General features: G+C 57.7%; 26 protein-coding genes. 13 read left to right on the forward strand and 13 right to left on the reverse strand.

Features of this window, described 5'->3' with window-relative positions; translation table 11 throughout:
* Positions 1–81 precede the first annotated feature (81 nt).
* The 5 genes from cspE (at position 82) to yebF (ending at position 3,012) form a co-directional block, all read left to right on the forward strand.
* Entirely contained in the window at positions 82–291 is a 210-nt protein-coding gene (gene cspE / locus ACOWVD_RS02370) for a transcription antiterminator/RNA stability regulator CspE (RefSeq protein WP_004927572.1), read from the forward strand.
* Between the two features lie 147 nt (positions 292–438).
* The gene (gene dbpA / locus ACOWVD_RS02375; RefSeq protein WP_164094865.1) at positions 439–1,821 is read left to right on the forward strand and encodes an ATP-dependent RNA helicase DbpA; all 1,383 of its coding nucleotides are present in this window, start codon (positions 439–441) and stop codon (positions 1,819–1,821) included.
* Between the two features lie 88 nt (positions 1,822–1,909).
* Positions 1,910–2,233 carry a YebG family protein gene (locus ACOWVD_RS02380; RefSeq protein WP_004927565.1) on the forward strand — a complete coding sequence of 108 codons (324 nt, stop codon included), beginning with the start codon at positions 1,910–1,912 and terminating at the stop codon, positions 2,231–2,233.
* A 39-nt stretch (positions 2,234–2,272) separates the two neighbouring features.
* Complete coding sequence (gene yqfB, locus ACOWVD_RS02385) at positions 2,273–2,581, forward strand: N(4)-acetylcytidine aminohydrolase (protein WP_004927562.1); 309 nt, start codon at positions 2,273–2,275, stop codon at positions 2,579–2,581.
* A 71-nt stretch (positions 2,582–2,652) separates the two neighbouring features.
* A complete protein-coding gene (yebF, locus tag ACOWVD_RS02390) occupies positions 2,653–3,012 on the forward strand; it encodes a protein YebF (protein WP_164094866.1) in 360 nt (119 codons plus the stop codon).
* Positions 3,013–3,068: 56 nt separating this feature from the next.
* On the opposite strand, the gene ACOWVD_RS02395 is transcribed toward yebF, so the two are convergent.
* From ACOWVD_RS02395 to mdtH, 5 genes are all read right to left on the reverse strand, one after another.
* Complete coding sequence (locus tag ACOWVD_RS02395; protein WP_004927555.1) at positions 3,069–3,632, reverse strand: lipoprotein; 564 nt, start codon at positions 3,630–3,632, stop codon at positions 3,069–3,071.
* A gap of 152 nt (positions 3,633–3,784) precedes the next feature.
* Positions 3,785–5,425 (reverse strand): ABC1 kinase family protein, encoded by a 1,641-nt coding sequence (locus ACOWVD_RS02400; protein WP_406887337.1) that lies wholly within the window; start codon positions 5,423–5,425, stop codon positions 3,785–3,787.
* A 32-nt stretch (positions 5,426–5,457) separates the two neighbouring features.
* Positions 5,458–6,105 (reverse strand): glutaredoxin 2, encoded by a 648-nt coding sequence (grxB, locus tag ACOWVD_RS02405; RefSeq protein WP_164094868.1) that lies wholly within the window; start codon positions 6,103–6,105, stop codon positions 5,458–5,460.
* A 127-nt stretch (positions 6,106–6,232) separates the two neighbouring features.
* Complete coding sequence (locus tag ACOWVD_RS02410) at positions 6,233–6,481, reverse strand: hypothetical protein (RefSeq protein ID WP_004929632.1); 249 nt, start codon at positions 6,479–6,481, stop codon at positions 6,233–6,235.
* A 73-nt stretch (positions 6,482–6,554) separates the two neighbouring features.
* Complete coding sequence (gene mdtH, locus ACOWVD_RS02415) at positions 6,555–7,760, reverse strand: multidrug efflux MFS transporter MdtH (RefSeq protein ID WP_049240293.1); 1,206 nt, start codon at positions 7,758–7,760, stop codon at positions 6,555–6,557.
* Positions 7,761–8,106: 346 nt separating this feature from the next.
* Between mdtH and rimJ the strand changes: the two genes are divergently transcribed.
* The 4 genes from rimJ (at position 8,107) to murJ (ending at position 11,891) form a co-directional block, all read left to right on the forward strand.
* On the forward strand, positions 8,107–8,691 hold the full coding sequence (gene rimJ, locus ACOWVD_RS02420; protein ID WP_004929636.1) for a ribosomal protein S5-alanine N-acetyltransferase: 585 nt from the start codon (positions 8,107–8,109) through the stop codon (positions 8,689–8,691).
* 9 nt (positions 8,692–8,700) lie between these two features.
* Complete coding sequence (locus tag ACOWVD_RS02425; protein ID WP_421105408.1) at positions 8,701–9,336, forward strand: YceH family protein; 636 nt, start codon at positions 8,701–8,703, stop codon at positions 9,334–9,336.
* The gene (locus ACOWVD_RS02430) at positions 9,329–10,249 is read left to right on the forward strand and encodes a Gfo/Idh/MocA family protein (protein ID WP_164094870.1); all 921 of its coding nucleotides are present in this window, start codon (positions 9,329–9,331) and stop codon (positions 10,247–10,249) included. Before ACOWVD_RS02425 ends, ACOWVD_RS02430 begins: the two co-directional genes overlap by 8 nt.
* 106 nt (positions 10,250–10,355) lie before the next feature.
* Entirely contained in the window at positions 10,356–11,891 is a 1,536-nt protein-coding gene (gene murJ, locus ACOWVD_RS02435; RefSeq protein ID WP_015378142.1) for a murein biosynthesis integral membrane protein MurJ, read from the forward strand.
* 62 nt (positions 11,892–11,953) lie between these two features.
* Here murJ and argS read toward each other — a convergent pair whose 3' ends face one another.
* Positions 11,954–13,684, reverse strand: a complete 1,731-nt coding sequence (gene argS / locus ACOWVD_RS02440) for an arginine--tRNA ligase (RefSeq protein ID WP_015378141.1) — start codon at positions 13,682–13,684, stop codon at positions 11,954–11,956.
* An 804-nt stretch (positions 13,685–14,488) separates the two neighbouring features.
* On the opposite strand from argS, the gene ACOWVD_RS02445 reads away from it, so the two are divergent.
* Positions 14,489–15,052: a VOC family protein gene (locus ACOWVD_RS02445; RefSeq protein ID WP_049240299.1), complete on the forward strand. Its 564-nt coding sequence runs from the start codon at positions 14,489–14,491 to the stop codon at positions 15,050–15,052.
* On the opposite strand, the gene ACOWVD_RS02450 is transcribed toward ACOWVD_RS02445, so the two are convergent.
* Positions 15,049–16,197, reverse strand: a complete 1,149-nt coding sequence (locus ACOWVD_RS02450; RefSeq protein ID WP_197842867.1) for a MalY/PatB family protein — start codon at positions 16,195–16,197, stop codon at positions 15,049–15,051. The two genes, ACOWVD_RS02445 and ACOWVD_RS02450, sit on opposite strands and share 4 nt — an antisense overlap.
* A gap of 101 nt (positions 16,198–16,298) precedes the next feature.
* On the opposite strand from ACOWVD_RS02450, the gene cutC reads away from it, so the two are divergent.
* The 3 genes from cutC to ACOWVD_RS02465 all read left to right on the forward strand — a co-directional run bounded on the left by cutC (position 16,299) and on the right by ACOWVD_RS02465 (position 19,733).
* Complete coding sequence (gene cutC / locus ACOWVD_RS02455; protein WP_049240301.1) at positions 16,299–17,057, forward strand: copper homeostasis protein CutC; 759 nt, start codon at positions 16,299–16,301, stop codon at positions 17,055–17,057.
* Positions 17,058–17,487: 430 nt separating this feature from the next.
* Entirely contained in the window at positions 17,488–17,892 is a 405-nt protein-coding gene (locus ACOWVD_RS02460) for a hypothetical protein (protein WP_049240302.1), read from the forward strand.
* Positions 17,889–19,733, forward strand: a complete 1,845-nt coding sequence (locus tag ACOWVD_RS02465; RefSeq protein ID WP_204348641.1) for an FKBP-type peptidyl-prolyl cis-trans isomerase N-terminal domain-containing protein — start codon at positions 17,889–17,891, stop codon at positions 19,731–19,733. Before ACOWVD_RS02460 ends, ACOWVD_RS02465 begins: the two co-directional genes overlap by 4 nt.
* Before the next feature lie 70 nt (positions 19,734–19,803).
* Here the strand turns inward: ACOWVD_RS02465 and ACOWVD_RS02470 are convergent, their stop codons facing one another.
* The 6 genes from ACOWVD_RS02470 to ACOWVD_RS02495 all read right to left on the reverse strand — a co-directional run bounded on the left by ACOWVD_RS02470 (position 19,804) and on the right by ACOWVD_RS02495 (position 25,162).
* Positions 19,804–21,294: a glucosyltransferase domain-containing protein gene (locus tag ACOWVD_RS02470; RefSeq protein ID WP_049240305.1), complete on the reverse strand. Its 1,491-nt coding sequence runs from the start codon at positions 21,292–21,294 to the stop codon at positions 19,804–19,806.
* 176 nt (positions 21,295–21,470) lie between these two features.
* Positions 21,471–22,406 (reverse strand): glycosyltransferase family 2 protein, encoded by a 936-nt coding sequence (locus ACOWVD_RS02475; protein WP_049240342.1) that lies wholly within the window; start codon positions 22,404–22,406, stop codon positions 21,471–21,473.
* Positions 22,406–22,768, reverse strand: coding sequence for a GtrA family protein (locus ACOWVD_RS02480; RefSeq protein ID WP_049240306.1), 363 nt, complete (start codon positions 22,766–22,768; stop codon positions 22,406–22,408). The genes ACOWVD_RS02475 and ACOWVD_RS02480 overlap by 1 nt, the downstream gene beginning before the upstream one ends.
* 184 nt (positions 22,769–22,952) lie before the next feature.
* On the reverse strand, positions 22,953–23,924 hold the full coding sequence (cmoB, locus tag ACOWVD_RS02485) for a tRNA 5-methoxyuridine(34)/uridine 5-oxyacetic acid(34) synthase CmoB (RefSeq protein ID WP_049240307.1): 972 nt from the start codon (positions 23,922–23,924) through the stop codon (positions 22,953–22,955).
* Complete coding sequence (gene cmoA / locus ACOWVD_RS02490) at positions 23,921–24,664, reverse strand: carboxy-S-adenosyl-L-methionine synthase CmoA (RefSeq protein ID WP_049240308.1); 744 nt, start codon at positions 24,662–24,664, stop codon at positions 23,921–23,923. The genes cmoB and cmoA overlap by 4 nt, the downstream gene beginning before the upstream one ends.
* A gap of 102 nt (positions 24,665–24,766) precedes the next feature.
* The gene (locus tag ACOWVD_RS02495) at positions 24,767–25,162 is read right to left on the reverse strand and encodes an MAPEG family protein (RefSeq protein WP_004932387.1); all 396 of its coding nucleotides are present in this window, start codon (positions 25,160–25,162) and stop codon (positions 24,767–24,769) included.
* Positions 25,163–25,248 lie beyond the last annotated feature (86 nt).

A 25,248-nucleotide genomic window follows, 5' to 3' on the forward strand; every position in this document is an offset into this window, starting at 1 on the left:
ACGGCGAAAGAAGGCCTATATATAGCAAGGTTTTCGCGTCTCGTGCCGTCAAGGCAGGTTTATCAAGTAAAGGAAACACAAATGAGCAAGATCACTGGTCACGTTAAATGGTTCAACGAAAGCAAAGGTTTCGGCTTCATCACGCCTGCCGACGGCTCTAAAGACGTTTTCGTTCATTTTTCCGCTATCGTTAGCGATGGTTTCAAGACTCTGGCTGAAGGCCAGCAGGTTGAATTCTCCATCCAGGACAGCCAACGTGGCCCAGCTGCAGCCAACGTCGTTGCGATTTAACGACTGAGCCGCCAAGAAACCCGCCGCCGGCGGGTTTTTTTATGCCCGCTGCCCGTAACGCCGCCCATCTCTGTTATCATTTACCGCTGATTCGGCGCCAACCTGCGGGTGCGCCGCCATTCCATTCGTCATATAAGAGTTATCGCCGTGAGCACAGTTTCTTTTTCTTCCCTGCCTCTGCCAGCCGAACAGTTGGCCAACCTCAACGAACTGGGGTACGCCAAAATGACGCCGGTGCAGGCCGCCGCGTTGCCCGCTATCCTGCAAGGGCGAGACGTGCGCGCCAAGGCGAAAACCGGCAGCGGCAAAACGGCGGCATTCGGCATTGGCTTGCTGAATAACATCGTCGTTACTCAGGTTGCCACGCAGGCGCTGGTGCTCTGCCCCACTCGCGAGTTGGCCGATCAGGTGAGCAAAGAGCTGCGTCGCCTGGCGCGTTTCACGCAAAACATCAAAATTCTGACGCTGTGCGGTGGCCAACCGATGGGGCCGCAGCTCGACTCGCTGGTGCACGCGCCACACATCGTGGTGGGGACGCCGGGGCGCATTCAGGAGCATCTGCGCAAGAAAACGCTGCTGCTGGACGAGCTGAAGGTGTTGGTGCTGGATGAGGCCGACCGCATGTTGGATATGGGTTTCGCCGACGATATCGACGATGTGATCAGCTACACGCCGCCGCAGCGTCAGACGCTGTTGTTTTCCGCCACTTATCCGGCGGGAATCGAACGCATCAGCGAGCGTGTTCAGCGTCAGCCGCTGAGCGTCGAAGTGGACGATGACGAAGCGCAGACCGCTATCGAACAACGCTTTTATGAGACTACGCGCGAGCAGCGCCCGGCGCTCCTGGTGTCGGCCATTCGCTACCATCAACCCGCGTCCTGCGTGGTGTTCTGCAATACCAAGCGCGATTGTCAGACAGTGCTTGAGGCCCTGGAGGCCCGCGGCATCAGCGCGCTGGCGCTGCATGGCGATCTGGAGCAGCGCGACCGCGATCAGGTGTTGGTGCGCTTCGCCAATCGCAGTTGCCGAGTGTTGGTGGCGACCGACGTCGCCGCTCGCGGGCTGGACATCAAAGAGCTGGAGCTGGTGGTTAACTACGAACTGGCGTTCGATCCCGAAGTGCATGTGCACCGTGTCGGCCGCACCGGCCGCGCCGGCATGAGCGGGCTGGCGATCAGCCTGTGCACGCCGCAGGAGATGGCGCGGGCGCATGCGATTGAAGACTACCTGCAGATGACCGTCGATTGGGCGCCGGTGTCCGAGCTGAGCGGGGCGGCCAACGGCTCGCTGGAGGCAGAGATGGTGACGCTGTGCATCGACGGCGGCCGCAAGGCGAAGATCCGTCCCGGCGATATCCTTGGCGCGCTGACCGGCGATGCCGGGCTGACGGCGGCGGAAGTGGGCAAGATCGACATGTTCCCGGTGCATGCCTACGTCGCGATCCGTAAAGCCAGCGCGCGCAAGGCGTTGCAACAGCTGCAACAGGGCAAAATCAAAGGCAAGAGCTGCAAGGTGCGGCTGCTGAAATAAGCCGAAGGCGGGCGGCGGTTTGCCCTCCCGCCATTATCTATTTATACTGTATGTAATTACAGTTATTTGAGTATTTGAGGACGCACGCATGGCGGTTGAAGTTAAATATGTGGTGGTGAGAAACGGTGAGGAAAAAATGACTTTCGCGAGCAAGAAAGAAGCCGACGCCTACGACAAAATGCTGGATCTGGCGGATAACCTCGGAGAGTGGCTGCAACAGGCGCCGCTGAACCTGGACGACGAACAGCGCGAAGGGCTGAGCTTCTTCCTGGCAGAGAATAAAGATGCGCTGGGTCTGATTCTGCGCGGCGCTTCACCGGCGGAAACCCTCAAGAAACCGGCGGAAGCGAAAGCGAAAAAAGCGGCCTCTAACTCAAAAGAGGGATCTGCGTCAGAAAAGCAAGCGGCATAATGACTTATGTTGCGGTGTTGTGATGAAAAAGGATCTAAAATGAGCCGTGAAATAACTTTCTTCAGCCGCTTTGAGCAAGATATTCTGGCCGGGCGCAAAACCATCACCATTCGGGATGCCAGTGAGTCGCACTTCGAACCGGGCGAGGTATTGCGTGTAAGCCGCAATGAAGACGGCGTATTTTTCTGCTTTATCGAAGTGCTGTCGGTAACGCCGGTGCGCCTGGACGCGCTGACTGAACGCCACGCACAGCAGGAGAACATGTCGCTCGGCGAATTGAAGCAGGTGATCAAGGAAATCTATCCGGGCCTGGATGCGCTGTTTGTCATCGAGTTCGTCAAACGGTAAACCCTTTGCCGAAACCCTGTTGTGAGCCAGGGATGGGCGCCCGGATAGCGCTAATCACAACGGGAGGAGATATGAAAAAAACGAGTTTGGCTATCGCCTTGTTGGCCATGATGGGAGCATCGACTGCGGTGTGGGCGCAGGATCACGAGCAGCGCGCCGCCAAGGTGGGGCAGTGTGCGGGTCTGCAGCCGGCGGATATCGCCGCCCAGGTCAAGCGCGACTTCTTGCAGAACCGCATCACGCGCTGGGAATCGGACAAAAAGCTGCTGGGTACCGCCACCCCGATCGCCTGGGTCAGCCCGGATGCCATCACCGGCAAGGATCAGGTGTGGCAGGTGCCGTTGACGGTGCGTGGCACCAAGGCAGATAAAACCTACAACGTGACGCTTAACTGCAACACCGGCGAAATCGCCTACAGCGCGCCGCAGTAACGCTTTTTGGCAATAAAAAGCCCGCCGAGCGGCGGGCTTGATGTCCCCGGACGGCGTCAGTCGCTGAACGGTATCACCAACTCACCCGGTTTCACTTCCAATCCCTTCGCCAGTTTTTTCGCCAGCGCTTCGGTTTTGCTGTTGTCAGGATTCAGCACATAAGCCGGCTTTTGGTCGAAGTAAGACTTCAGTGACTGGTTCAGATATGGCGTCAGCGCTTTCATCACCGTCTGCATTTTTTCCGGCTGCACGCTGTAATCGGTCAGTTCCATGTCTTTCAGGTAAATGGCGCCCTGTGCGCGGTCGTAAACCGGCTGCGCTTTCAGCGTCAGCTTCAGATCCGCCGCTTGCGGGCCGAGAATCGACGTGATGTTGACCTTGGCGTCGCCGGAAAGGGTGACTTTACCCGGCTCGCTGCGGCCGATCTGGCTTTGCAGCTGCGTCAGCACGATGTTGGCGTCCACCAGGCCGGGCACGCCGATCTGCTTCTGATAGTCGTTATGTTTCTGCAGGTAATCATTCACTTCCTGCTCGCTCAGGGTGTACTGGGTCAGTTGATTGCAACCGGCCAATACGCCGGCGAACAGCAGGGCGGCTGCGCCCATCAGGATCTTCTTCATTAATGCCTCATTGCGACTGCTGGCGAAAAGTGCTGCAGATAATTGATTAATCATTATAAACGTTCCGCCTGCGCGTGAAAACGGCAGGCGGCGATGTGCAGAGGATAGTGCGCGCAAAAACGGGCGACACCTATCGGATAACGCCGAAAGCGTCAGCGCCGCAATCGCAGCGCCAGGAGGATCACGCCGGCCAGGCAGGCCGCGGCCCCCAACAGCGGGAACAGCGGAATGCCCCACAACTGCAGTGAGGAGTGCATCAGATAAGGCGCCAGGCCCAGGGTGAAAGCGGCGGTGACAATGGCGATAGCCAGGGTGACGGCGGCGCGTTCCAGCGCTTTGCTCAACTGGCCGAGATTACTGACGTTGATATCGGCATTGAGCTGCCCGCGTTTTAGGCGGCGTACCAACAGCCGCAGGGTTTGCGGCAGTTCTTCCCCGGCGTCGAGCGCTTCCCCGCCCAGGGCCAATAACCGTTGGCGCACGGCGTCAGGGGCATAGCGTTGCAGCACCGTTTGTTGCAGCATCGGTTTGAGCGTGGCGACGATGTCGAAGGCGGGATCCAATCGGTGCAGCACGCCGTCGGCGGTGATTAACGCCTTGAACAGCAGCACCAGATCGGGCGGCAGCGCCAACTGGTGTTCACGCGCCATCACCAGTAGGTCGGTCAGAGCCTTGCCCAACGTCAGGGTGGTGGCGGCCTGTTTGTCGAGAAAGTTTTGCGCCGCCAGCTCCAGATCCATCAGATCCAGCGGTTCGCTGTCCGACCAGGCGATCAGCGTGTTGACGATGCCTTCGGACTGACGATCGGCAATGGCCTGCAGCAGCAGAAGCAACTGATTGCGCCGCCGCTCAGACAGTTGGCCCACCATGCCGAAGTCGATAAAGCCGACGCGGTCACCGCTCAGCGCCATGACGTTGCCGGGGTGAGGATCGGCGTGATACAACCGATGCTCCAGCACCATGCTCATAAAGGCGCTCGCGCCGCGTTGCGCCAGCAGCGGGCCGTCAAAGCCCGCCGCCGCCAATTGCTGAGGGTTCTCCGGCGCGGTGCCGGGCAAGTACTCCTGCACTAACAGGCGCGGAGAAGACCATTGCCAATAGATTTTCGGCACGACCACATCGGGTTCATGCGCGAACATCTTGGCGACGCGATCGCAGTTATGCCCTTCGTGAGTTAAATCCAGCTCGTGATTGAGTGCCGTCGCCAGCGCTCGGACCATCTGCCGCGGCCGATAGCGTGCCAGCGTGGGGCTCTGCTGCTCCACGGTTTCCGCCAGCGAGGCCAGCAGCCGCAGATCGGCGTGGATGGTTTTCGCCAAACCGGGCCGCAGCACTTTCACCACTACCTGTTCGCCGCTGTGCAAGCGGGCGCGGTAAATTTGCGCCATCGATGCCGCGGCCAGCGGCGTGCGATCGAATTCGGCGAACTGCTGCTCGGGCTCACCCCCCAGATCGGCGATGATTTGCGGCGCCAGTGTTTCCCATGGCAACACCGCTGCCTGGCTGTGCAGGCGATCCAGTTCGTTGGTCCAGGCCGGATCCAGAAGATCAGAACGCGTGGCCAGGATCTGGCCGAATTTGACGAAGGTCGGGCCCAGCGCCTCGAGCGCTTCGCGCAGCCGCTCGGGCAGGGTTTGTGCGTCCTGTTGGACGGATCCTGCGCGGGCGCCGCGCAGCAAAGCCCCCAGGCCCAGCAGACGCAGAACGTCTTGCAGGCCGTAACGAATCAGAACGGAGGTAATTTCCTTCAGCCGCGCCCGATCGCGAGCGGTGGCGAGCACCATTTTCAGCATCAGTACGCTCTATCCTTTGGGTTATTCAAACGTTATTGTTCCATGTCCAGCAGCAACGGCACCTCGCTGCGCTGCGCCATGCGGTTGCGGTAGGTTTCCACGTTCTCCGGCAGCGCAACCCCGGCGACGATCGACAACGAGCGCAGCAGCGGGAACAGGTGGATATCGTCCTCGGACAGTTCGCCGTTTACCGCTTCGGCGGAAACGATCAGCGGGGACAGGGTTTGCAGATCGGCCTCCAACTGGGCGATCAGATCGGCGCTGTTGGCGAGATGCTCGGCGAAATCACCGATTGACGCCTGCTTTTTATCGATAAAATAACGGCGGGCGCTGTCGGTGGCGAACTCTTCGAAATCGGCATGCGCAATACGCGGCAACAGCAATTTTGCGCTGTACTCGCCGACCCGCTGCAGCCACTCGGCAATGGCCGGGTTGGTGCGGCCGGTCAGCACCGGCTTGCCGTCCAGGTTATCGACATAGCGCACGATATCCAGGCTTTCCGGCATCGCTTCGCCGTTGTCTTTGACCAGGATAGGCACCATTTTTTGGCCGATCAGGTTGAACGGAGTCGTCTCATCGTCGTTGAGCAACGTGACCAGGCGAATCGGCAGACGTTTCAGGCCAAAAATCATGCGGGCTTTAACGCAGAATGGGCAATGATCGTAAATGAACAGTTTCATGCTTGCTCCGGGTTGTCAGGTTTTAACAGCAATAGTTACCACAGCTTATCGAGGCTGTCTTGACGTGCGTGTGTTGGATGGTGCGTTATTGCGATATTGCCCGCGCACCGGCGCGGGCTAGGGGGCGTTATTTCTTGGCCGGTACCGAGTTGAGCACATCGATCAGGTGAATGCGAGCTTCTTCCAGGTCGATTTTGTCACGTTCGTTGGCGGCGGTAACGACCTGCAGCTGTTTGATAATATCGTTTTTCAGGCCGGCGTCGCTGGCGAGGATATGGGCCAGGGCCTTTTCCACCAGGGTGGAACGCGCATAAATCATGCGCAAGTTCAGTATCATATGTTCGAGTAGTTGCGGTAATTTTGCTTCTTCGCTCATGCCGACGGGCTCCTGTGGGGGTTTTTACTAACAGGATAGCAGCTGTTGCCGATTCGGCCGGATTTCTATGGCGTTAACCGCCGCGCAGCATCATCGATGCACTGCGTCGCGGGCTGAACTGCCAGTACAGCGCCAGCAACGTAGCGAAGCCCACTGCCCCAAGCAGCAACCAGGGTAGCTCCGGCATGTTCATCGTGCGTCCGGTATCGTACATCCAGCCGCCGCCGGTGTAACCTAACGCGCCACCCAGCGCCAGACCAAGGCGGCTAAAGCCCATATAGCTGCCACGCGCACGTGGATCGGCCAGCGAAGCGCTCAGCGTCTCGCGCGCCGGTTCGGCGATGATCGAACCCAGGTAGAAACAGCAGATCAGCGTGAACACGCCTTGCAGGCTGCTGGCGAGGCCGATCGGCAGCAGGCTGAGCGTCATCAGCAGCAGGCCCGCCATCAGGCGCTGCTCAAGCCGGAAGTGTTTTTCTCCCCAACGCGCCAGCGGATAGAGCAGCGACAACGACAGCGCCGCTTCAATCGCATACATCCATTTCACCGCCGCCGGTGAGCCGGCAATTTCATTGACCACGATCGGCAGCATCAGCATCACCTGTACCGCCAGCATATAGTAGCCGGTCAGCGTCAGGACATAGGTGAGGAAGCGGCGATCGCGCACGACCCGCAACATGCCTTCTTTCATCGGCACGCGCACGGTGGAGATGCGGTAAGCCGGCAGTAACCAGGCGTTCCAGCCGGCGGCCAGCACGAAGATCGCCGCCCCGACCCAGCAGACAAAGTGGAAATCGTACTGCAGCAGCCAACTGCCGATCAGCGCGCCGACTACCGCGCCGGCGCTGTCCTGCATCATCAACAGCGAGAAAAAGCGGCCGCGTTCGTGCGGACGGGTCAGTTTGATCACCAAAGCGGTGCGCGGCGGATCGAACAGCGTGCCGCCGAGGGCGGACAGCGCGCAGGAGAACCACAGGATCCACGGCGCATCGGCCATCGCCATGGTGGCGAAACCGGCGGCGCGCAGAAGCATGCCGGTGACGATCATCGGCTTGGCGCCAAAGCGATCGGCGACCGCGCCGCCAAAGATGCCGAGCCCTTGTTGCAGCAGTTGACGTAAACCCAGCGCGATGCCGACGATCAGCGCCGCCCATCCCAATTGATCGACGAAGCGGATCGAAATAAGCGGGAACACGACAAAGAAGCCTAAAACCACCAGCAGGTTGTCGAGCAACAGAAAATATTTACCCAAGCTGCGCGCTTGCGACACCAGAGACATGCATCACCATGAGCAATTAAGAGAGAGGGGGAAGGCAACTCCACCATTCTCTACCCAATTGCCGGACGGCGACAGGGGCGGAGTAGATAATATTTTTTTATCGTCAAGGTGTTACCTGTGCTGCAAAATGGGCGGAAAAACGCCGTAAAACGCGTATTCGGCGATTTACTGAGCGACCGAGGTTTTACCTCGGGGGCGGGCTACGGTTATATTGAATGCAGGGAAGTGCGGTTCTGAAGCGCTATTGGCAAAATAAAATCATGCCATCAGATCGGCATCGGATGATTATCCACGCGGCTTCCCAATAAATACTTCTTATCGAACCGTTTTGACTGCGGGGGAAATGATGTTCGGCTACCGCTCTGCATCGCCAAAAGTACGTCTTACTACCGACCGGATGGTGGTCCGTTTAGTGCATGAACGGGATGCCTATCGTCTGGCGGATTATTATGCCGAGAACCGAGCCTTTCTCAAACCCTGGGAGCCGGTGCGCGACGAAAGCCATTGTTATCCTTCCGGCTGGCAGGCGCGTCTGGGGATGATCGCTGAAATGCAAAAGCAGGGCAGCGCCTACTATTTTATCCTGCTCGATCCAGAAGAGCAGGAAGTGCGCGGCGTGGCGAACTTCAGCAACGTGCTGCGCGGTTCGTTTCACGCCTGTTTCCTCGGTTATTCGCTGGGGGAGAAATGGCAGGGGCAGGGGCTGATGTTCGAAGCCTTGCAGTCCGCCATCCGCTATATGCTGCGCCAACAGCGCATGCACCGCATCATGGCCAACTATATGCCGCACAACCAGCGCAGCGGCGCATTGCTGACGCGTCTGGGATTCGAACGCGAAGGTTACGCCAAGGATTACCTGCTGATCGACGGCCAGTGGCAAGACCACGTTTTGACGGCATACACCAATAAAGAGTGGCTACCCCCACGTTGAGGCCAAACGATGAAATATGAATTGAACGCCAAAGAGGCCCGGGTCATCGGCTGCTTGTTGGAAAAACAGGTGACGACGCCGGACCAATACCCGCTTTCGCTTAACGCCATTACCCTGGCCTGTAATCAAAAGACCAACCGCGAGCCGGTGATGGATCTGAGCGAAAGCGAAGTGCAGCAGCTGCTCGATCTGTTGCTGCGCAAACATTTCCTGCGCACCCTCAGCGGGTTCGGCAATCGGGTTGTGAAATACGAGCAGCGGTTTTGCAATTCCGAGTTCGGCCAACTGAAGCTCTCTCCCGCCGAACTGGCGGTGATCGCCACCTTACTGCTGCGCGGCGCGCAAACGCCGGGCGAGCTGCGCACGCGCACCAACCGAATGCACGAGTTCAGCGATGTCAGCGAGGTTGAACAGGTGCTGCAACAGCTGGCCACCCGGGAAGATGGCCCGTTTGTGGTGCGCCTGGCGCGTGAGCCGGGCAAGCGCGAAAGCCGATTCATGCATCTGTTCAGCGGCCAGATTGATGAAGCGCCGCCGGCGGCGTTCGATGGCGAACTGAGCGCCAGGGTTAGCGCATTGGAAAGCGAAGTGGCGGAACTGAAACGGCAGTTGCAACACCTGTTGGTGAGGGATGCGAATGACTAAATTGCGTGTAGGCGTGGTGGGATTGGGCAGTATCGCGCAGAAGGCTTATCTGCCAATCCTCAGCCAGGCGGCGGACTGGACGCTGGTGGGCGGTTTTTCGCCCAATCAGCAAAAAGCGCAGCCGCTGTGCGACAGCTACCGCATGGCCTGTTTCTCCCGGCTGGACAGCCTGGCCGAACAGTGCGACGCGGTCTTTGTTCACAGCAGCACCGCCAGCCATTTTTCGGTAATAGGCGAGCTGCTGAACCGCGGCGTGCACGTTTACGTCGATAAACCGCTGGCGGAGACGCTGGAGCAGGGCGAGCAGTTGCTTGAGCTGGCCGAGCGGCGAGGCAAAACGCTGATGGTGGGGTTCAACCGGCGTTTCGCGCCGCTTTACCGGCAGCTCAAGCAGCAAATGAACCAGCCGGCCTCCATTCGCATGGATAAACATCGGGCGGACAGCGTCGGCCCGCACGATCTGCGTTTTACCCTGTTGGATGATTATCTGCACGTGGTGGACACGGCGCTGTGGCTGGCGGGCGGCGGCGAGCAACTGCTGAGCGGCAGCGTGCGCACCAACGCCGCAGGCGAAATGCTGTACGCCGAGCATCACTTCGCCTGCGGCGATACGCAGGTGACGACCAGCATGCATCGCCGCGGCGGCAGCCAGCGCGAAAGCGTGCAGGCGGTGACAGACGGCGCGCTGTATCAGTTGACCGATATGCGCCACTGGCTGCGTGAAGATGCGCAGGGCGAGTTGGAACAACCGGTGCCGGGCTGGCAAAGCACGCTGGTGCAACGCGGCTTCGACGGTGCGGTGCGGCATTTCCTTGATGCCGTCGCCAATCAGAGTGCGCCGGAAACCGGCGGCGAACAGGCGCTGCTTGCCCAGCGGGTGGTCGAGCGTTTGCTGCGGGATAACTCTATGTAACATCTGGCGGTAGCTATTCTTTTCCGGATGCGTAAACTGAGCCGATTGTTTCACTGACGCCTGCTGTTGCAGGCGTTGATATTTACGGTACCTATCAGACAACCACATGAACCTACTCAAATCCTTGGCTGCCGTCAGCTCGATGACGATGTTTTCGCGGGTGTTGGGCTTTGCCCGCGATGCGATCGTCGCGCGGGTGTTCGGGGCCGGCATGGCAACGGACGCCTTCTTCGTGGCGTTCAAACTCCCGAATCTGTTACGCCGTATCTTTGCCGAAGGGGCATTTTCGCAGGCCTTCGTGCCGATCCTGGCCGAATACAAAAGCCAGCAGGGCGACGAGGCGACACGCACTTTTATCGCCTATGTCTCCGGGCTGCTGACGCTGGTGCTGGCGGTGGTGACGGTGCTGGGGATGTTGGCCGCGCCCTGGGTTATCTATCTCACCGCGCCGGGCTTTACCGATACGCCCGACAAGTTTGCCCTGACGTCGGCGCTGCTGCGCATCACATTCCCCTATATTCTGTTGATCTCGCTGGCGTCGCTGGTGGGGGCGATCCTCAATACCTGGAACCGCTTCTCGATCCCGGCCTTTGCGCCAACGCTGCTTAACGTCAGCATGATTGGCTTCGCGCTGTTCGCCGCGCCGTATTTCCACCCGCCGGTGCTGGCGCTGGCGTGGGCGGTGGTAGTGGGCGGCGTGCTGCAACTGGGCTACCAGCTGCCGCACCTGCGCAAGATCGGCATGCTGGTGCTGCCGCGCATCAAATTGGGCGATGCCGGAGTCTGGCGGGTAATGCGTCAGATGGGGCCGGCGATCCTTGGGGTGTCGGTCAGTCAAATCTCGCTGATCATCAACACTATCTTCGCATCGTTCCTGGTATCCGGCTCGGTGTCCTGGATGTACTACGCCGACCGCCTGATGGAATTTCCTTCCGGCGTGTTGGGCGTGGCATTGGGCACCATCCTGCTGCCGTCGCTGGCCAAAAGCTTCTCGAGCGGCAACCACGACGAGTATTCGCGCCTGATGGATTGGGGGCTGCGCCTGTGTTTCCTGCTGGCGTTGCCGAGCGCCATCGCGCTGGGCATTTTGGCCAAACCGTTGACCGTCTCGCTGTTCCAGTACGGCAAGTTCAGCGCCTTTGACGCGGCGATGACGCAACGCGCGCTGGTGGCTTACTCGGTGGGGCTGATGGGGCTGATCGTGGTTAAAGTGCTGGCGCCGGGCTTCTATTCGCGGCAGGACATCAAAACGCCGGTCAAGATCGCTATCATCACGCTGATCATGACGCAGGTGATGAACCTGGCGTTTATTGGTCCGCTGAAGCATGCCGGCCTGGCGTTGTCGATCGGCTTGGCGGCTTGCCTGAACGCCTCGCTGCTGTATTGGCAGCTGCGCAAGCAGAAGATCTTCCAGCCACAGCCGGGTTGGGCGCTGTTCCTCACTAAGCTGGTGATCGCCGTGCTGGCGATGTCGGCGGTGCTGATTGGCGTGATGTGGCTGATGCCGGCCTGGGATCAGGGCAATATGCTGGAACGTTTGCTGCGTTTGGCGGCGGTGGTGGTGGCCGGTGTCGTGGCCTACTTTGGCGTGCTGGCCGGGTTGGGCTTCCGCCCGCGTGATTTTGCGCGCCGCGTCGCCTGAGCCGAATGCAAGAACAAAAAAAGGTCGCCTTGGCGACCTTTTTACTTTCCGCGCGGTGCGGCTTACATACGTTCGACGGTTTCGATGCCCAGCGTATCCAGGCCGGTTTTCAGCGTTTTAGCGGTCAGCAGCGCCAGCTTCAGGCGGCTCTGACGGGTTTCTTCGCTGTCGGCGTTCAGGATCTGGCAGTGCTCGTAGAAGCCGGAGAACAAGCCGGCCAGATCATACAGGTAGCTGCACATGACGTGAGGCGTGCCTTCACGTGCGACGGTGGTGAGCACCTCTTCGAACTGCAGCAGGCGGGTAGCCAGCGCAATTTCACGCTCTTCGGTCAGCGTCAGCGGCAGTGTCAGGCTGCTTTCGTCGATCCCGGCGCGCTTGAATACCGATGCCACACGGGTATAGGCGTATTGCATATAAGGCGCGGTATTACCCTCGAAGGCCAGCATGTTGTCCCAGTCGAAGACATAGTCGGTGGTGCGGCTTTTCGACAGATCGGCGTATTTCACTGCGCCGATGCCGACCACGCGGGCCACGGTCTTCATTTCGTCTTGCGGCATGTCCGGGTTTTTGCCGGCGATCAGCTGTTCGGCGCGTTCGATGGCTTCATCCAGCAGATCGGAGAGCTTCACCGTGCCGCCTGAGCGGGTTTTGAACGGCTTGCCGTCTTTGCCCAGCATCATGCCGAACATGTGGTGTTCCAGCGAGACGGACTCCGGCACATAACCGGCCTTGCGCACGATGGTCCAGGCCTGCATCAGGTGCTGATGCTGACGGGAGTCGATGTAATACAGAACGCGGTTGGCCCCCAGCGTTTCGTAGCGATACTTGGCGCAGGCGATATCGGTGGTGGTGTAGAGGTAGCCGCCATCCTTTTTCTGGATGATGACGCCCATCGGGTCGCCGTCCTTGTTCTGGTATTCGTCGAGGAACACCACGGTGGCGCCTTCGCTTTCCACCGCCAGCCCTTTGGCTTTCAGATCGGCGACGATGCCCGGCAGCATCGCGTTATACAGGCTTTCGCCCATCACGTCGTCTTCGGTCAGCGTGACGTTGAGGCGGTTATAGGTCAGCTGGTTTTGCGCCATGGTGATGTCGACCAGCTTGCGCCACATTTTCAGGCAGTACTGATCGCCGCCCTGCAGCTTCACGACGTAAGCGCGCGCGCGCTCGGCGAACTCGGCGTCTTCGTCGTAGTGTTTTTTGGCTTCGCGATAGAACTGTTCCAAATCGGACAGGCCCATGTCGCTGGCGTTTTCGTTCTGCATTTTTTCCAGGTAGGCAATCAACATGCCGAACTGAGTGCCCCAGTCACCGACGTGGTTGGCGCGAATCACTTTATGGCCCAAAAATTCCTGGGTACGCGCCGCGGCGTCGCCGATGATGGTGGAACGCAGGTGGCCGACGTGCATCTCTTTCGCCACGTTCGGTGCGGAGTAGTCGATAACGATGGTTTGGGGCTCAACCGGCGCAATGCCCAGCTTCGGCGCGTTCAGCACCTGATCGGCCTGGCGGGCGACCCAATCGCTGTTCAGGAAAATGTTGATAAAGCCGGGACCGGCGATTTCCACTTTACCGGCGACGTCGCCGAGATCCAGCAGTTGCACCACTTTTTCCGCCAGCTGACGGGGCGGCATGCCCAGCTTTTTGGCGACTGACATCACGCCGTTGGCCTGGTAATCACCAAACTGCGCCTTGGCGGAAGGGCGGACCTGCGCTTCGCAATCGGCTGGCGCGCCAGCGGCGATCAGCGCTTGGCTGACTTTATCTGAAAGAAGAACCTGAATATTCACCGGGTTACCTTAATGACGAACGAGGGGCTGAAGCCAGCCCCTGCGGGATTCAACGGTGGCGGGCGCGATGGGCGACCGCCACAAAACAGCCTGTAATTGTAACCGATCTGACGGAGCCCGTCAGCAGTTGGCGTAAGTCGGTGCGCGGGCGAGAGGAGAGTAAGCGGCGGGGAGAAAAAAAAGCAGGTGTCGAGAGAAAGAGTAAAATACGGATGCTGTATGATTCAGCGCTTTTTATTTCTGCGTCCGTTTCCCAGCGTGTTTGTTTGACGCTGTTTTATGTGACGATAAATAGCATACGCGGCGATAGCGAGCAGAGGCAGAGACAAAAGTAAAAGAAGCATGGCGATATCCGATATTGAATTTCAATCTAAAATAACGGAGCCGTTATTATGAATCAATGCGTTGGCTGTCATTTAAGATAACCCTTAGGATGAATGAGAGTGCTTTGATTTCTCACAGGATATCTCAAAATTCGGCATCATTTATTTTGCACGACGGCGAATGCTTTTTTCCCTTTTTGATCAATGCCATGCGGTGTTCATTACCGCAGTCACGGGGTGGTGACGCTTCTTTGCCGCCGTAAGATTAATGTTTCTTTTCATAGGAATATACCTCGATTTAGACCGAGAGTGCGCTATTTGGCGGTTTATCCTCAGGCATGCACCGCCGCGCCAGCATTACGGCGAAAGGATGCGAAACAGGTAAAATGCGCGCATAGGCCGGGTAAAGATGGTGGGCGGCGGTGCGGTCGTGTAAATTACGCCGTCTGAACAACCGCTATTCCTGAGTATTGAGGATTTTATGGCCATCTTGTCGACCGTTGCCGAACTGAACGATCTGACGCTCGATTTGCCGCGTTTCGAGCAGGCGCTGCATCAATTTGCCGCTAAATTGCGGCTTGATCTGGCCGCGTTCACCGCCGATCACATCTCCCTGCGCTGTCACCAGAATGCCACCGCCGAACGTTGGCGCCAGGGGCTGATGCAGTGCGGGACACTGCTATCCGAATCGATGATAAACGGGCGGCCTATCTGTCTGTTCGATTTGTCTCAGCCGCTGGCCGTAGGGCCGTGGCGGATAGACTGCATCGAGCTGCCGTATCCTGGGGAGAAGCGCTATCCGCACGAAGGCTGGGAACACGTCGAATTAGTGCTCAGTGGCGATCCTCAGACGCTGTACGCTCGGGCGTTGAGCCACCTTGCCGATGAGGCATTGTTGGCGCCGGGGATCAAGCTGAAGCAAAGCTCGCCAAAAGGCGAGGGCGAGCGGCTACCGAACCCGACGCTGGCCATCACCGACGGAACGGTCACGATCAAGTTTCATCCGTATTCCATTCGAGACATCGTCGCCAGCGAACAAAGTTAGCCAGGCAGCGCCGCACAGGCTCGCGCCATGCGCTCGAGCGCTTCATCGAGCAGGGCCCATCGGCAACCAAAGTTAAGCCGTACAAAGCGCCGATCGCCGAAGTCCAAGCCGGCGCTTAACCCAACGCCCGCACGTTCGAAGAACTGATGCGGGTTATCTACCGGCAGCGCGCTGCAGTCTATCCAGGCCAGGTAGGTGGCCTCGACGGGCAGCAACGTCAATCCCGGCATGGCGTTGATACGTTTTGTCAGCCAATCGCGATTGGCGCGCAGATAAATCAACTGCTCATCCAGCCAGGGTTGTCCGTATTGATAAGCCGCCTGCGCCGCCGCCAGCGCCAACAGATTGACCTCCGGCACGATGCCGCTGCGCGCGCGTTTCAGCTTTTGTCGCAATGCTTCGTTGGGAACGATCGCCATTGAGGCGCCGAGCCCGGCGAGGTTAAACGTCTTTGACGGTGACATCAGCGTCACGCTGCGTTGGGCCGCGTCTTCATTCAGGGTGGCGAAGGGGATATGCCGCGCGCCGGGCTCAAGCAGCAGTTCGCAGTGGATTTCATCCGAACAGACGATTAAATCATGTTCGCGAGCGAATTGATGGTGCTGCAACAACTCCTCTCGGCGATACACGGTGCCACCGGGATTCTGCGGGTTGCACAGCAACAGGAGTTTTTCGTTGCCGTTGAGCTGATCATGCATCGAGGAAAAATCCAGTCCCCAACGCTGGTTGACCGCTGTTAGCGATACCGGAAGGTGTTTACGCCCGGCGAATTTGGCCGCTTTGCGAAACGGCGGATAAATGAGCGAGGGGGCCAGCGTGCTCTGATGTTCTTCGGTGCAGGCCCGCACGCACAGGTTCAGGCCGCACACCAGGCCAGGCAGGAAAATGATCCATTCAGGCTTGATGTGCCAATCATAGCGCTCTACCATGCGGCGGGTAAAAACCTCGATAAGATCAGGGGATGGGTGGGTGTAGCCGAATACGCCGTGTGCTACGCGGCGCTGCAAGGCTTCGATCACCGCCGGCGGTGAGGTGAAATCGCTGTCGGCGACCCAAAGCGGGATGATGTCGCTGCCGCGATATTTATCCCACTTAACGCTGTCACTGTGACTGCGGTCTACCCATTGATCAAAATTGAATGCCATAGTGATAACCCTGAGCCGGTTTATGCCTATGCATGAGCCTACGTGAGAAATGAAGAAATGAACAATTGCCGCCGTATGTTGGCCGTTATCTGGGGGTGACAATGATAAAACTGGAAGTTTGTTGCTTTAGCGTCGACTGTGCGCTGACGGCCGAACGGGCGGGCGCCGATCGCATCGAGTTGTGCGCCAGCCAGAGCGAAGGGGGATTGACGCCGAGCTATGGCACGCTGCGTCTGGCGCGTGAGCGGGTTGCGATCCCGGTGCATCCGATCGTTCGCCCGCGCGGTGGCGATTTCTGCTACGGCGCGGTGGATTTCGAAGTGATCAAACAAGATATCCGCCAAATTCGCGAGATGGGGTTCCCCGGCGTGGTGGTTGGCATGCTGGACGACGAAGGGCACATCGATCTGCCGCGCATGCGCGAAGTGATGAGGCTGTGCGAGGGCATGGCGGTGACCTTCCATCGCGCGTTCGACATGTGCCAGAACCCGATGGTGGCGCTGGAGCAACTGACCGAGCTGGGGGTGGCGCGCATTCTGACCTCCGGCCAGCAGCAGAGCGCCGAACTTGGCCTGCCGCTGCTGCGCGATTTGTGCCAGGCCAGCCAGGGCCCGGTGATCATGGCGGGTGCCGGCGTGCGCCTCAGCAATCTGCACAAGTTTGTCGATATCGGCCTGCATGAACTGCACAGCTCTTCCGGCCATCTGGTGCCGTCGACCATGCGTTATCGCAAGGCGGGCGTCACCATGTGCTCCGATAATGAGTTTGACGAATTTAGCCATTATTGCGTGGATGGCGAAATGGTGGAGGCGATGAAAAACGCGCTGGCCTTGGTTGATCCTCTGGCGCAAAGCGCATAAGCACGCAGTTAGCCGCGTTTGACAACCGGTTTCCGGGTCGTAAGACCCCTTTGCGTGTCACTGAGCCCTCGGCGATCACGCAAGTACCAGGCCCCGGCGTTTTGCCGGGGCTTTTTTTATGTTTTGTAAAGACCATTCGCCCGTTTCAACGCGGTATCTCGGTCGACCAACCCCCCATCTCTTCTTGCGATCGTCATGTCCTGCTGATAAGTTTGTGAGTTAAAATCCTTTTAATATCATAATATTAAATGATTTTTTGATATGTATTGATGCAGTAAATGATTGGCGCCATGCCTCTCAATGCTGCGTCTGCATTTTCATGTCCGAACACAGCTTGGCTGATGGCCGGAACATCACAGCATCAATGAGGAGAGCCGTCAGCTCGACTGCAGAGCGCGTTGGCGGCGGACTTAACAAGGAGATAATGATAATGACCCGAACGGCACACTGTTGGATCGCGGCGCTTTTACTGACGTTGGCCCTGACCGGCTGCCAGACCGCCAAGCGGCCCGTTTCTACATTGAGTAAGCCGCCCAGCGCAGAAGAAGTTGCGGAGCAAGATAAGCGGCAGCGTGAGGCCGAGCGCATGCAACAGTGCCAGCGCGAACTGGATGCCATGCGCGGCATGGATAACGAGAAATATCAGAAATTCAAACGCGAGTTCGATACCTTGATGAGCGGCGCCGCGCAGTATGCCGGGGTACGTCAGCGGGTCAACACGGGCACGCAGGAAACCGTCGACGCGCTGTATCGTTATCGCACCAGCCGTCTCTGTGCAGACATCAGTTCTGCCATGATGACCGGCCTGGCTGAGCGCGGAGAACGCGCCCAATGACCCCTCGTGCAAGAAAGGCATTATTGAGCCTGATGATACCGCTGGCGTTTGCGCCGGCGGTGGCCGCGGCGGATGACGATGTGCCGGCGTTATTGCAGTTTGCCGAGCGTTATCAGCGGCAGGACGCACCGGCGGCTGATACCGTGGTTACCCCATCTCAGGAAACCCAAAAGCCGGCGTCCCGGCCGGTTCAGATTCGTGAAACGGCTGCGCAGAGAAAGCAACTGACGCAGTTGCAAAAGGCGCTGCGTGAGAAAGAGACTCGATTGGAACAACAGCAAGCCGCTATTCAATCACTGCAGCAGGAGCTGACCGCGCTGCGCGTTGCGTCATCCCTGACGGCTGCCGATAAACCGGCACCTGCTCCCGATCTGAGCGCCTTGAGCGACTTCGCCAGCGGCGTGCGACAGGCGCTGAATCTGACGCCGCAGGAGCGCAAGGCTCAGGCGCAGATTGCCGAAGCGCAAGCCGCGTTAGCGCGGCAAAAGCAACAAACCGCGGAGCGAGATCGGCGCATTGCCTTGCTGGAACAACGGCTGGCGGCCTTGCCTAAACCGGCGGAAAACGTTCGGCAGCAGGTTTGGGAGGAGAAGCTGGCGGCGGCGCAAACCGCCAACGATAAAGCGCGTCAGCTTTATGAGCAGGACAAAAAAGCGGCCGCCGCTGAGCTGGAACGACAGAAGGCCGAAGCCGCCAAGTTGACGGGGGAACGGCAGCGGCAGCTGGCACAACTGCAGAAAGAACAGGGTGTCCAACGCCAACAGGCCGAACAACAGGAGAAAAACCTGAAGATGGCGCTGGAGCAGCAAAAGATCGAGACCGCCAAAGCGACGGGGGAACTTCAGCAGCAACTGGCAGCGCTGCAAAAAGAGCGTGATGACCAACGCCAGCAGGCCGAGCGGCAAGAGAACAGCCTGAAGGCGGCGCTGGCAAAGCAGGCGATAGAAGCCGCCAAAGCGACGGAGGAACTGCAGCGGCAGTTGGCGCAACTGCAGGAAAAAAACAAAACGCAAACCGAGCAGGCCAAAACGCTGGAACAACGTCTGGCGGCGGTGATGGCGGAAAGCGCGCAGGCAGCGCAGAAGAGGGATGAAGCGACGCAACGGGCGGATAAAACGGCAACGGAGCTGGCTGCCGCCCATCAGGCTCAGCAAGCTTTGCAAGACGAACTGAGCGGGCTGAGATCGCGGGCCAAATGGTTGCCGGAGGTGAAAACACTGAAGAAAAAGCCGGAACAACAGAGCTATGCTGCCGGCGTCGCCCTGGGGCGCGACATTCAAACGATGCTGGCGGAGCGTAAAAATTGGGGCATCACACCCGATAAAACCGTGCTGCTGGCGGGCGTAATTGATACCTTCAACGGCCATTACCAGTTAAGCGATGCGCAGCTGGCCAGCGCATTGGCGGAGTCGGAAAAAGCGGTGAACGACGCCAGAAGCCAGGCGGCGAAGACGCAAACCAGCAAAGGCGAAGCGTTCGTTGCCGAGTTCAAAAAGAAGAAGGGCACGCAGAAATCGCCAGCCGGCTTCTGGTATCGCATCGATTATATGGGGGATGAAACCATTGCGGAAAACGCGCGGGTGGATATCGTGGTGAAAGAGAGCTTGACCGACGGCAGCGTGATTCAGGATATGGATCGCAGTGGAAAGGTGATGTCTCAGCCGCTTTCCGCCTATCCGCCGTTATTCCGTGAGGCGATCGGCCATCTGAAAAATCATGGCACATTGACGATGGTGGTGCCGCCGGAGTTGGCATACGGTGAAACGGGCTATGCGCCGCAGATCCCGCCGAACGCGACGATGGTGTATGAGTTGCGCATCGCAGACGCCGGCAAGCCGTAAACACGGCGGCTCAGGGGCAGCGCTGCCAGCCCCTGAGCGCCAAAATCGGGCAGGGGGAAACCTGCAACGTTCAACGGTTCTCTTTCAACGAAATGACTTTGTAAATGCCGACCTCGTTGATTGAATACATATCCCGATCCAAAACCTGATTTTCCTGCGTCACTCCTGCCAGGGCGAGATTGAAATCTTGTTGCGGCGGCATTTTGGTTCCCTGCAAAAATACGTTATGTTCAAGCGCCGTGTAACTCCATATCCAACGTATCAGGTTCCGTTGAATCAAGGCTTCGAGAATGGGAAATTTTTCGATGGAATGAGCGGTGACCACGGCATAGGGGGCTTTGCCCGTGATGATCACTTTGTCGCGTTTGACGTCATATTTCAGCGTATATAAATCTTCAGCGATGCGCCGGGCGAGGTAGGTTTCCAGATCGCGCTGTTTCTGCAACGCCGCTGAATAGCTGTAGGCCAGACTGGTAAGCAACATAAACAGCGGCAACACCAGCAGCGGCGCCGCAGAACGATACCGTTTGGCGAACAGGCTCGCTACGCCGTAGAGAATGAAAAAGATGACGGAGACAAACCCCACCAAGACGCGTGGTGAAAGAACCGGCATTTTGAGAAATAGCAAAACGCCCGAGGTGCTGAGCAGAAGCAACGGCGGCGACGCCAGGATGGCGCCGGCGATGGCGAGCGTGGCGATGCCCGCGCCGTTGTTTTTCAGGTAACGCACGGCGATGATGCCTACCGCGATGACGATCAGCGCCAAATACAGTGCAAACAGATACAAGAAGCCGGCGTTTTTGAACAGGCCCAGCGCTTGAGCGTTATAGGCCGTAAAGTTGGCGAATAAGGTGTGTATGTCAAAGGTAGCTTCGCTGTGCTCAATGCTGTAACTGCCGGAGATGGTTTTTCGCACGATGAGCTTGGAATAGATTAAAACGCCGAGGGCGAGCGCCGCTAAGGATTTTAGCAGGGTGCTGAAGATGACTTTTGGCGCCAGATTTTCTCTGGCTTGATGAACAAGCAAGATCACTGTAAATGCGAGATAAATGTTGATTGATGCCTGGTAGAGCGAAAGCACCAATATAAGCAACGCGGTTTTAAATGAGATCTCAATGGCGGCGGCGTATCGGGTTTGTAACGTGGCTGAGAATATCGCTAGGGCGATACTCAGGCTCATGGTTAACGCGTCAAATCGATAGGACAAATTTTCCAGCAGGTAGGGGCTGGCGATTAACGACAATGCCGCCAACGCGCTAAGCAGCGTGTTGCCATCAAAAAAAGTTTTTCCGACATGCCGGCCGACAACGATGAATACCATCACCGCCATCAATTGGGGTAAAGGGGATGTATCGGTCAGCGGCATACCGGCGTTTAACAGAATCATTATCATATCGGCGGCGGGGCGGCCGTTAGCGGTCCAGTGAGCGAAACCGTGAATGGAACGGCCGAGATCATCGATATAATAGCCATCGGAAATAAGGAGCGGGAAGGTATAGAACAAACAAAAAAAGCTGGCCAGCAATAAATAGTTCCGCGTCATTTGATCCATTTCACCCATCCGATATTTCATTATGCTATCGCGTCGTTCTTCGGTTCGCCCTGAAGGTGAGCTACGCCTGTCGGTCCAGCAGTATAGGCAGAATAAAACCGGTGATATATAAGAATATTACAGGTTTTCTCGCTATTTAGGATTAGTTCCAGCCGCCAAGAAGCGGCATTATCGACCTCCGGCGCTTATTGCTTATCCTTATCATCCGGCTCATCTTCAATAATATACCGGGGCCGCCCTTTGCTTTCGATGTAGATCCGGCCGATATATTCACCGAGGACGCCGATGCCGATTAGTTGCACGCCTCCGAGAAAGAGGATGGAAACCAGCAATGAAGGGTAGCCTTTTACCGGGTTGTCCCAGATAAGCTTGTCGATAATCATATAAGCGCCATACAAAAAGGACAGCGTTGCGACGGATAAACCGATGTAAGACCATACCCTCAGCGGCACGGTAGAGAAGCTGGTGATGCCTTCAAGCGCCAGGTTCCACAGGCGCCAACCGTTGAATTTTGAGGTGCCGGCGCTGCGTGGCGCCCTGTCGTACTCGACGATATCAGTTTTACCGCCCACCCAGGAGAGGATCCCTTTCATGAAAAGGTTGCGTTCCGGCATCTTTTGGATGTTTTCGACGGTGCGGCGCGAGAGCAGCCGGAAGTCGCCCACGTTTTCTTCGATCCGCGGTTTACTTATTTTGTTGTGCAAGAAATAGAACCATTCCGCCATAGTGCGTTTGAAAAGACCGTCGCGGTTGCGGGTACGCCTTTTCGCCAGCACGATGTCTGCGCCTTTTTCCCAACGTTGCAGCAACAGAGGAATGACTTCGATCGGATCTTGCAGATCGACGTCGATGGGGATCACAACATCTCCGGACGCGTGCTCCAGGCCAGCGAACAGCGCCGCTTCTTTACCGAAGTTGCGTGTAAAGTTGATTTTGGATACCAGACGATCGTTTTTCGCCAGCGTGGCGACGATCGCTGCCGTGCTATCTCTGCTGCCGTCGTTAACAAAAATGATTTCAACGTCGTAGTCGTGTAGCGGCGTAAATTCCCTGACCGCCCGATAGAATTCGTTTATCGTCGCTTCTTCATTAAAAACAGGAACAACCAATGAGATCCGCATCATTTCATTTCCTTGAAGACGAGATATCGTGAATAGAAAAATCCTAAGCACAGGCTGAGAGCGGAAAAGCTCACCAAAGTCACGACAGGCGGAAAATTGAATTTATCCGAAGTCATGCCGGTCGCGAAACTTAACGCACCCAGAAACACAACATACATGAGATAACGACCGAGGGTCGCGTGGGATTTGAATGTAAATCTGCAGTTGGCAAAAAAAGAAAACGTTACGGCGATGCAGAATGCGATCAAATTGCTGCTGCCTTGATTCACGGCGGCACCATAGACAAAAATCGCAAAAACGCACCAATGAATTAGCGTATTGAGTAGGCCAACAGAAATATAACGAGAAAGCTGTTTGAGCATGTCTTTTCTGCAGGGCGCTATTAATGGAATAGTTAGCGATTCTGCCGTCGTTTATGGTTCAAGGCAAGTAAACATTCGCGGCGGACCGCACGCTTTACACGGCGGGCAGAATCAACACCCGAGGCGGGGCGAAGAAAAATAGAGGGGCAGGACGCGCCGACGGGAGTGACCGGCGCATCGACGTTTAAGGTTTTTTGGCAACCAACACGGCGCGCAGCGGCGCAGGATAGCCTTCAACCGTTTTGCTGCGGTCGTTCGGGTCGAGGAATTCAGCCAGCGACTCGCTGGTCATCCAGTCTGTACGGCGCTGTTCTTCGAGGCTGGTGACGCACATATCGGCGATTTTCACGTCGACGAAGCCGCATTTCTCCAGCCAGCATTTCAGCGCTTCGGCGGAAGGAATGAAATACACGTTGCGCATCTGCGCATAACGGTCGCCCGGCACCAGCACCTGGTGGCGATCGCCTTCCACCACCAGCGTTTCCAGCACCAGTTCGCCTTCAGCTACCAGCTGATTTTTCAACTGATACAGATGATCGAGCGGCGAGCGGCGATGATACAGGACGCCCATCGAGAACACGGTGTCGAACGCCGCCAGTTCCGGCAACTGCTCGATGCCGAGCGGCAGCAGGTGGGCGCGCTGATCGCCGCCCAACAGTTTGCGCACCGCTTCAAACTGGCACAGGAACAGCTGCATCGGATCGATGCCTACGGCAAAGTGTGCGCCGGCGCCGATCATGCGCCACAGGTGATAACCGCTGCCGCAGCCGACGTCGAGAATGGTGCGTCCGGCCAACGGGGAGATATGCGGCAGCACGCGATCCCACTTCCAGTCGGAATGCCATTCGGTATCGATATCGATGCCATACAGCGAGAACGGCCCTTTACGCCACGGCATCAGGGTGCGCAGCATTTTCTCGACGCCTTCAAGCTGGCCCGGCGACAGGCCAGGCTCCATCTCAGCGCGCACGCCGTGCAGCAGATCGAGACGGGTGGGGGTCAGCGTCGGCAAATGCTCCACCGAGTTGAACCACTGCTTGAATTTGCCGTGCAGCGATTCGCGTTGCCAGGCGCTCAGCTGCGCGGGCAGCGTATCCAGCCAGTGGCTGAGGGGGCTCTTGGCAATGCGCTGATAGAAATCACCGAATTCGATCATTGCGCATCCCCCGCTTTCAGGGCGATCAGCGAACCGAAGTTGAAGCACTGGAACCACACTTCGGCATGCTCGAATCCGGCCTGTTGCAGACGCGCCTTGTGCGCCTCCACCGAATCGGTCAGCATCACGTTTTCCAGCATGCTGCGTTTTTGGCTGATCTCCAGCTCGCTGTATCCGTTGGCGCGTTTGAAATCGTGGTGCATGTTGAACAGCAGCTCGCCGACTTCGGCGTCTTCAAAGCTGAATTTTTCCGACAGCACCAGCGCGCCGCCCGGGCGCAGGCCACGATAGATTTTCTCCAGCAGGCGCAGGCGATCGGCCGGCTCGAGGAACTGCAGCGTAAAGTTCAGTACCACCATCGAGGCGTCTTCGATGTCGATGTCGCGAATGTCGGCTTCGATAACCTCAACCGGCGTGTCGGCGCGGAAGGCGTCAATATGGCGGCGGCAACGTTCCACCATCGCCGGCGAATTGTCGACGGCGATGATATTGCAGCCGGGCACCTTGATATTCCGCCGCATTGACAGCGTCGCCGCGCCCAGCGAGCAGCCCAGGTCATACACCCGGCTGTCGGGTTGCACAAAACGTTCGGCCAGCATGCCGATCATCGAGATGATGTTGGAATAGCCGGGAACGGAGCGTTGGATCATGTCGGGGAACACTTCGGCGACGCGTTCGTCGAAGGTCCAGTCGCCCAGTTTGGCGATGGGGGCGGAGAAAAGAGTATCGCGGTTTGGCATAGCGGCAAATCAGTTCAGAATTCGAAGCTGCGTAGTCTAACAGAAAAGCGCAAAAAAGCGGAGCGGAAGCAGGCGGCGCGGCCGCCTGATGATAAAACGGGATCAGTGCAGGCTGAAAATCAGATCCCAAGGCAGATAGAAGATATTTGCCAGAACCATCAACAACAAAGAGATATAGGTCGCGGCCATACCTGAACGGCGCCAGCGCACCTCGCGGTTGCGTAAACCGTAGTAATGCACCAGCCGTCCGGCCATCAGCATCAGGCCGCAGAGGTGAATCATCCAGATTTCCGCGCCGTTCATTTCCATGATCACCAGCAATACGGCAGCGATAGGAATGTATTCAACGGCGTTGCCATGCACGCGGATGGCAGTCTGCAATTCGTAGAAACCGCCGTCGCCGTAGGCTACGCGGTACTGCATCCTTAACCTGACTACGTCATAAGAGAGTTTGATCAACAACAATGCGCCGAGCACCACATAAAGCGCGCTTACCATTTTTAACTCCGTTCCCTAACCAAAACTGGCAGCCAGCATCATAGCCGTCATTGTATTCACTGTCGCGGGGAAATATTTGATGTTAT

The sequence above is a fragment of the Serratia sp. SA088 genome, assembly GCF_049065515.1.
GTDB lineage: Bacteria > Pseudomonadota > Gammaproteobacteria > Enterobacterales > Enterobacteriaceae > Serratia > Serratia nematodiphila.

Bases quoted from the DNA above. Each gene is read 5' to 3' on its own strand.
- ACOWVD_RS02475 (WP_049240342.1), bottom strand. From the start codon at position 22,406: ATGCGGATCTCATTGGTTGTTCCTGTTTTTAATGAAGAAGCGACGATA.
- cmoA (WP_049240308.1), bottom strand. From the start codon at position 24,664: ATGCCAAACCGCGATACTCTTTTCTCCGCCCCCATCGCCAAACTGGGC.
- cspE (WP_004927572.1), top strand. From the start codon at position 82: ATGAGCAAGATCACTGGTCACGTTAAATGGTTCAACGAAAGCAAAGGT.
- mdtH (WP_049240293.1), bottom strand. From the start codon at position 7,760: ATGTCTCTGGTGTCGCAAGCGCGCAGCTTGGGTAAATATTTTCTGTTG.
- grxB (WP_164094868.1), bottom strand. From the start codon at position 6,105: ATGAAACTGTTCATTTACGATCATTGCCCATTCTGCGTTAAAGCCCGC.
- ACOWVD_RS02495 (WP_004932387.1), bottom strand. From the start codon at position 25,162: ATGGTAAGCGCGCTTTATGTGGTGCTCGGCGCATTGTTGTTGATCAAA.
- ACOWVD_RS02470 (WP_049240305.1), bottom strand. From the start codon at position 21,294: ATGGGTGAAATGGATCAAATGACGCGGAACTATTTATTGCTGGCCAGC.
- ACOWVD_RS02410 (WP_004929632.1), bottom strand. From the start codon at position 6,481: ATGAGCGAAGAAGCAAAATTACCGCAACTACTCGAACATATGATACTG.
- ACOWVD_RS02445 (WP_049240299.1), top strand. From the start codon at position 14,489: ATGGCCATCTTGTCGACCGTTGCCGAACTGAACGATCTGACGCTCGAT.
- ACOWVD_RS02380 (WP_004927565.1), top strand. From the start codon at position 1,910: ATGGCGGTTGAAGTTAAATATGTGGTGGTGAGAAACGGTGAGGAAAAA.
- ACOWVD_RS02465 (WP_204348641.1), top strand. From the start codon at position 17,889: ATGACCCCTCGTGCAAGAAAGGCATTATTGAGCCTGATGATACCGCTG.
- ACOWVD_RS02450 (WP_197842867.1), bottom strand. From the start codon at position 16,197: ATGGCATTCAATTTTGATCAATGGGTAGACCGCAGTCACAGTGACAGC.
- rimJ (WP_004929636.1), top strand. From the start codon at position 8,107: ATGTTCGGCTACCGCTCTGCATCGCCAAAAGTACGTCTTACTACCGAC.
- ACOWVD_RS02460 (WP_049240302.1), top strand. From the start codon at position 17,488: ATGACCCGAACGGCACACTGTTGGATCGCGGCGCTTTTACTGACGTTG.
- yebF (WP_164094866.1), top strand. From the start codon at position 2,653: ATGAAAAAAACGAGTTTGGCTATCGCCTTGTTGGCCATGATGGGAGCA.
- ACOWVD_RS02480 (WP_049240306.1), bottom strand. From the start codon at position 22,768: ATGCTCAAACAGCTTTCTCGTTATATTTCTGTTGGCCTACTCAATACG.
- cutC (WP_049240301.1), top strand. From the start codon at position 16,299: ATGATAAAACTGGAAGTTTGTTGCTTTAGCGTCGACTGTGCGCTGACG.
- yqfB (WP_004927562.1), top strand. From the start codon at position 2,273: ATGAGCCGTGAAATAACTTTCTTCAGCCGCTTTGAGCAAGATATTCTG.
- ACOWVD_RS02430 (WP_164094870.1), top strand. From the start codon at position 9,329: ATGACTAAATTGCGTGTAGGCGTGGTGGGATTGGGCAGTATCGCGCAG.
- ACOWVD_RS02400 (WP_406887337.1), bottom strand. From the start codon at position 5,425: ATGCTGAAAATGGTGCTCGCCACCGCTCGCGATCGGGCGCGGCTGAAG.
- murJ (WP_015378142.1), top strand. From the start codon at position 10,356: ATGAACCTACTCAAATCCTTGGCTGCCGTCAGCTCGATGACGATGTTT.
- ACOWVD_RS02395 (WP_004927555.1), bottom strand. From the start codon at position 3,632: ATGAAGAAGATCCTGATGGGCGCAGCCGCCCTGCTGTTCGCCGGCGTA.
- ACOWVD_RS02425 (WP_421105408.1), top strand. From the start codon at position 8,701: ATGAAATATGAATTGAACGCCAAAGAGGCCCGGGTCATCGGCTGCTTG.
- cmoB (WP_049240307.1), bottom strand. From the start codon at position 23,924: ATGATCGAATTCGGTGATTTCTATCAGCGCATTGCCAAGAGCCCCCTC.